General features: G+C 62.1%; 7 protein-coding genes. 2 read left to right on the forward strand and 5 right to left on the reverse strand.

The features are described from left to right. From parA to A985_RS0100245, 5 genes are all read right to left on the reverse strand, one after another. Positions 1-403, reverse strand: a 403-nt coding sequence (parA, locus tag A985_RS0100225; protein ID WP_017231424.1) for a ParA family partition ATPase, incomplete at its 3' end; no start/stop codon positions are given. A gap of 253 nt (positions 404-656) precedes the next feature. Continuing rightward, positions 657-1,514, reverse strand: a complete 858-nt coding sequence (locus A985_RS0100230) for a replication initiator protein A (RefSeq protein ID WP_017231425.1) — start codon at positions 1,512-1,514, stop codon at positions 657-659. A 26-nt stretch (positions 1,515-1,540) separates the two neighbouring features. Beyond that, positions 1,541-1,831, reverse strand: coding sequence for an AlpA family transcriptional regulator (locus A985_RS0100235; protein WP_021027215.1), 291 nt, complete (start codon positions 1,829-1,831; stop codon positions 1,541-1,543). Between the two features lie 83 nt (positions 1,832-1,914). After that, the gene (locus tag A985_RS0100240; RefSeq protein ID WP_017231427.1) at positions 1,915-2,670 is read right to left on the reverse strand and encodes a DUF2285 domain-containing protein; all 756 of its coding nucleotides are present in this window, start codon (positions 2,668-2,670) and stop codon (positions 1,915-1,917) included. A 325-nt stretch (positions 2,671-2,995) separates the two neighbouring features. Then, the gene (locus tag A985_RS0100245) at positions 2,996-3,346 is read right to left on the reverse strand and encodes a DUF2958 domain-containing protein (RefSeq protein WP_017231428.1); all 351 of its coding nucleotides are present in this window, start codon (positions 3,344-3,346) and stop codon (positions 2,996-2,998) included. A gap of 258 nt (positions 3,347-3,604) precedes the next feature. Here A985_RS0100245 and A985_RS0100250 point away from each other — a divergent pair, with 258 nt between their 5' ends. Continuing rightward, positions 3,605-3,895, forward strand: coding sequence for a helix-turn-helix domain-containing protein (locus tag A985_RS0100250; protein WP_021027213.1), 291 nt, complete (start codon positions 3,605-3,607; stop codon positions 3,893-3,895). Between the two features lie 34 nt (positions 3,896-3,929). Further along, entirely contained in the window at positions 3,930-5,066 is a 1,137-nt protein-coding gene (locus tag A985_RS0100255; RefSeq protein ID WP_021027212.1) for an HNH endonuclease, read from the forward strand. The last annotated feature ends 60 nt before the right edge of the window (positions 5,067-5,126 follow it).

The following is a 5,126-nucleotide window of genomic DNA, read 5'->3' on the forward strand; positions in this document are numbered from 1 at the left end:
CAGGCCGGAACACCTGCGCCTCGCGGATCAGCGCCACCATCTCGGCGCTGGCCCACAGGTCGTAGGGGCTGGGCTGCACGGGGATCAGCACGCGCTCGGCCGCCAGCAGCGCGGAGCGCGCCAAGGCGGCGATGCGCGGCGGGCCGTCGATGACGACGTGATCGGCCCGCCTGGCGAGTTCTGGCGCCTCCTGATGCAATGTTTCGCGAGCGAGGCCCACGGCGCTGAACAGCCGTGGCAAACCTTGCTGGCTGCGGCGCTGCGTCCAGTCCAGCGCGGAGCCTTGCGGGTCGGCGTCCAGCAGTACGACGTGCTGGCCGCGCATCGCCAGCTCACCGGCGATGTGGGTGGCGAGCGTGGTCTTGCCCACGCCGCCTTTCTGGTTGAGCAGCGCGACGATCATGGCCTGACCCTCCACGTTGGAAAGCCCGGCTGTTGCTGCTGTGCGTGGTGCCGCTCGGCGGTTTTCCACCGGCGTGCGGCGCTTCTACTATCAGTTAGATGATTTAAGTTAGGGAAGTTAGAGGGGCCGCAAACCCGCACCGTTATTGGGTTTGCTGGCGATTCGTACTCCTGATAGCACGATAGCCGTACTCCCGATAGCACGATACGCCGTACTCCTGATAGCACGAGCCCATCCACAAGCTGCGCACCGTTTATCCCCGTGCCGTGAACGGCACGGGCCGGAAGGTCAGCAGCTCGGCGCCGTTGTCCGGCATTCGCTCGATGCCCAGGACGTAGCCGGGCATCGACTGCCGAGCGACTAGCGCGCGCAGGTCGTAGGCGAAGTCCGAGAAGCGCGTGGCGCTGCCCGATTTCCGATACAGGTGCCGAAAATCGAATTGCCAGCCGCCCGGTTGGCGCCCGCCGTGCTTGCGCACCAGCCGGTACAGCCATCGCTCGATCCCGCCCGTGAGCCGGAAATACGCCGGGTCGATGGTCAGTACCAGGGCGGCATCCATGACGCCCGCGTAAAACCAGTCCGGCAGGATCAGCTCCAGCCCCAAGGGCGTGCCCTTGGCATCGGCCAGTTCCTTCCATTCGTTGATCCACGAGAAGCGGTGCAGCCGTCTTCCCGTGGTCTCCCGGATGGACGTGGCCACCGTGGTGGATTGCAGGCGATCCAAGGCCGCTTTGAGACGTTGGTAGTCGCGCAGCGACGTACCGCGCCCGATGAAGCGCAGGATCTCGTAAGGCGTGGCCTGCATCAGCCGCGACGGGCGCAAGCCCGCATCGCGCGCTTCCACGATCTGACTGGCCGCCCAGATCAGGATGTCCGCATCCCAAATCGTGGCGATGCCGTGCTCCTGCGTGCCCTCCACGCGGATCGTGATGCCGCTGGCCCGGAAGTCGATCGGCGCGACGCGCCGCGACTTCGCCAGCGAGAAGAACGGAAAGGCCATCAAGTCCTGGCTGTCGCGCGGCGCCATGTCGCCCGGCAAGGCGCGAAACAGATCGAGCTGTTCGCGCTCTGGCACGGGCCGCTGCCGGGACGGCAGCGCAGTGCTGGACATGGCGATGGCCTGCCGCGTGCCGCCGATCAGCGCGCACGGCTGTCGGCCGAGTGGTGCTCGGCGTATTCGGGATCGGAAGTCGTCTCGAAGCTGCGGTCGGCGGCCCAGGCGTCGAGGTCGGCCACGGCGTACATGACGCGCCGGCCGAACTTGCGAAAACGCGGGCCACCGCCGAGTACGCGCTGTTTTTCCAGCGTGCGCGGCGACAGCCGCAGGTAGTCGGCGGCCTCGTCGTTGGTCAGATAACGCTGCGGCTGCGCAGCAGTGGTCGGGGCAGTGGCGGGTGCGGCAGAAGGCCGCAAGGGAGCGGGACGCATAGTGAGAACCTCCGTAGCTTTCAAAGCTCCGGCCGCACAGCGCAACCGGATGGAGGCAGTCTCAGAAAACGAAGCCCTCTTGCTCAGGGTCGTTTTGCGTGGCCATCAAAACGACCCTTCTCAAGCGGCGCAAGCTGTGCTAGGCGGCGATAGCCGCCGCGCATCAGCGCATCGCCGCGCCGCACCAGGCGGCGTACCTTGGAGCGCAGGCCGCCGTCGCTGTACCAACCGGCCGTGGCGTCTACGCCGAACAATCCTTCGGCCACGTCGCGCAAGGACGCGCCCGCCAGGGTCGCGTCGAGCGCCTGCAGGGTGTGCAGCTCCAGTAACGCAGCAGGCGTCGGCCTGGGCCTGGTTCGCGCGGCGCTGGGCGCGTGATCGAGCACAGGCGCGGCAGCGTCGCCGCGATGGGCATAGGCGACAGCCATGCCGTCTTCCAGGCCAAAGGCCAGCGCGTAACGCTGGCAATGGCCGGGGCTGCGCGCGATCAATGCCAGCCGCTTGCCATCGTGGAGCAGGTGCTTGTGGCCGGGAATGTTCCAGAAGTCGAATCTGGCCGCGTCAGGCGGCGGATCAGCATCGGGATAGAGTTGCACCACGGCCGCATGGCCGGGCAGCCAGGCCGGATGCGCGTCACGCGCATCCAGCGCCGGGTCTTCCAGCAGGCGCAGGCCCCAGCGATACGCAGCATCGGGGCGGCGCGCACGGCGCACCCAGTCAAGCCGGTAATCAGGATGCCTACGCAAGTACTCCCAGGCCAGCGCCAGCGCATCCAGCCACAAGATGTAGAGGTAAGCCGCCGTGGGATACCAGTGAGCGACGTGATGAGGATTGACCATGACCGTAGCTCCTGTCGAACAGCAGGAACGTCGCCACGGCGTCAGACATGCAGGAGCCTTAAATCAAGGTAGAAATCCGGTTAAGCTGTATCTGTTGGTGTCAAGGCTAATTGGCTCCGGCGTATTGCGAAATCCGTCCGAATGCGACGGCCGCCCGACTTAGAAATGTCATGCGGCACGGAATACCGTGCCGCAACTCCCGCAAAGGATCGTGGCTGTTTTTCGCATGAGGGCACTGCTTCGGTGCAAGAGTGCGGATTCAGACTTTGCGGGTCTGGAGCAAGACCGAAATAGCCTTAATACGCCCGGCTTGGGTGCGAATGGCTCAATCGACGACAGAGCGGTTTTCCTGCGCCAGCCGCAGGTATTCCGACAGCGGGCGCACCGCCTGGAAGTACAAATCCCGCGCTACGGGCTGCTTGTTCGGGCCGACGATGGAGGCCAGGTCGGACAGCTTGATGTGACCCAGCTCGGGCATACCGATGCCCACGTCCATGACGCCCCAAGCTGTATCGCCGTCGGCAGGATCGAGCGATGCCAGCAGCCAGATCGCGTGGGCGTCGGGAGTGAATAGCCGCACGACCGGCAACGGGTCGTATGGTTCACCGGCGGCGACCCGCCGCCCGTTCTCCAGCAGCGCGGCGCGCTGCTCCTCGGTGACGAGGGGAGCCTTCATCGAGGTGCTCCTGTTCCAACATGGCATGTCGGTTTTGCGTTTCCACGCGAAAGCGTGGATGCGTATTCCACGAAAGCCGTGGAAACACGAAAGCGCAAAAGCTCAATTGTAGAAATCTGCAAAGGCACGTTGGCGGTTTCCCGGTTTCACCGGAATCCGCAGAAGCGGATTTCCGTAAAAGAACGAAAAAGGGCCAAAAGCATGAATGAGTTAAAGATAACGTGGTTTTAATTGTGCTGCGAATTGACGCTTCTGTCCATGCAGAAGCGACCCATTCAGCGTGGCCGACCAGCCGGCGCCACCACCTTCGACGCCGAGTTGGCGCAAGCCTTCGGCGCGGCGGTGCGCGCGTTGCGGACGGAGCGCGGCATCGCGCAGGAGTCGCTGGCGAACCTCGCCGGCATCGAGCGTTCGCACATGGGCAAGGTCGAGCGTGGCGAGCACATGCCCACGCTGGCGATCATCTTCAAGATCGCCAGTGCGCTCGAATGCAGCACGGCAGTGCTGATGAGCAGGACAGAAGAGCTACTGGCAGTAGCCAGGTCGTAGTCGCCGAAGCGCTGCGTTTCGGTCGGGAGGATTCATGAAAACATGTTGGCTTTGCCCCAATCCCTTGGAGGGCGATCACCGAACGGGTGAGCACATCATTCCCAGCTCAATAGGTGGGCGCAAGGAAGTCCACGACTTCATCTGCAGGAGCTGCAATAGCACGCGGGGCGTTGCATGGGAGGCGGAACTCGCAAAGCAGTTCCTCTGGTTTTCGAGTGCAGCCGGAGTCAAACGCGGGCGAGGCGGCACGCATCCAGACTTCAAAGTGCAAACTGCGTCAGGAGAAAAGCTACGGCTTCGGGCTGACTCTGTATTGGTGCTTGATGGGCATGATATATCGACCCAAGAGTCAGACAACAGGATAGAAGTCGCCATTCGAGCAAATGATTCAAGAACTATAAAGAACTTGCTCAAAAAGATTGCTGTCGATCACCCGGAATTCGATTTCAAGAACGCCACCACCCGCTCGGAGCAAGTAGACAATTACTTGGACGAACCGCTCTGCATGAATTTCCGCTATGGCGGCCCGGCAGCCGGAAGGTCTATGGTCAAGTCGTGCCTGGCCCTCTTGTCGGAGGTTGATCATATTGAAAAAAGCAACTGCGCTCGGGCACTGGCTTACCTCTTAGACCCGAGCCCTGAGGCTCCAAACCCCTTTTACTTTTTCTTCGATGCGGATCTGATTGAGAACCGACCGCAGGATCACCTTTTCCACTGTGTTTCCGTGGTTGCTCAGCCACAGGAAGGTCGAATCCTCGGATATGTAGAACTCTTCAATTTTGCAAGGCTCCTTATCCTTATCAGCGATGAGTACAGCGGCCCGGCTTTTCAAGAGACCTATGCCATTGATCCCGTCGAGGGGAAAACGCTGGATTTATCCGTTGATTTCAGCCTCGTAGGCCGCTTGGATGACTTGCCAAAAATAGCGAGCGAGGCACCAAAGATGTACCTTGAGGCTTTTCAGCACACCGGGAAGATCGTTCAGGCTCTTAACGATGATCGAGTCAGAACGCTGGCCATATCGAGGGCCAGTGAGGGTGCGTTAAAAACACTGGGCTTAGCCCCGTCGGCGGAAGAGGTACCCCCCGAATTGAAAGACGAATGGATTCGCCTATTCATGCTGAATCTCAAGCCATACATCGAATCAACAATTAAAAGGGCAGCGCCATAACGCAGCTCGCTCCCCCGGGAGCAAGCGAAGCGCGCAGCGCCGCAGGCGCGAAGGCGTGAG

It is taken from the genome of Pandoraea sp. B-6, assembly GCF_000282835.1.
Taxonomy (GTDB): Bacteria; Pseudomonadota; Gammaproteobacteria; order Burkholderiales; family Burkholderiaceae; genus Pandoraea; species Pandoraea cepalis.

Bases quoted from the DNA above. Each gene is read 5' to 3' on its own strand.
- A985_RS0100230 (WP_017231425.1), bottom strand. From the start codon at position 1,514: ATGTCCAGCACTGCGCTGCCGTCCCGGCAGCGGCCCGTGCCAGAGCGC.
- A985_RS0100235 (WP_021027215.1), bottom strand. From the start codon at position 1,831: ATGCGTCCCGCTCCCTTGCGGCCTTCTGCCGCACCCGCCACTGCCCCG.
- A985_RS0100245 (WP_017231428.1), bottom strand. From the start codon at position 3,346: ATGAAGGCTCCCCTCGTCACCGAGGAGCAGCGCGCCGCGCTGCTGGAG.
- A985_RS0100255 (WP_021027212.1), top strand. From the start codon at position 3,930: ATGAAAACATGTTGGCTTTGCCCCAATCCCTTGGAGGGCGATCACCGA.
- A985_RS0100250 (WP_021027213.1), top strand. From the start codon at position 3,605: ATGCAGAAGCGACCCATTCAGCGTGGCCGACCAGCCGGCGCCACCACC.
- A985_RS0100240 (WP_017231427.1), bottom strand. From the start codon at position 2,670: ATGGTCAATCCTCATCACGTCGCTCACTGGTATCCCACGGCGGCTTAC.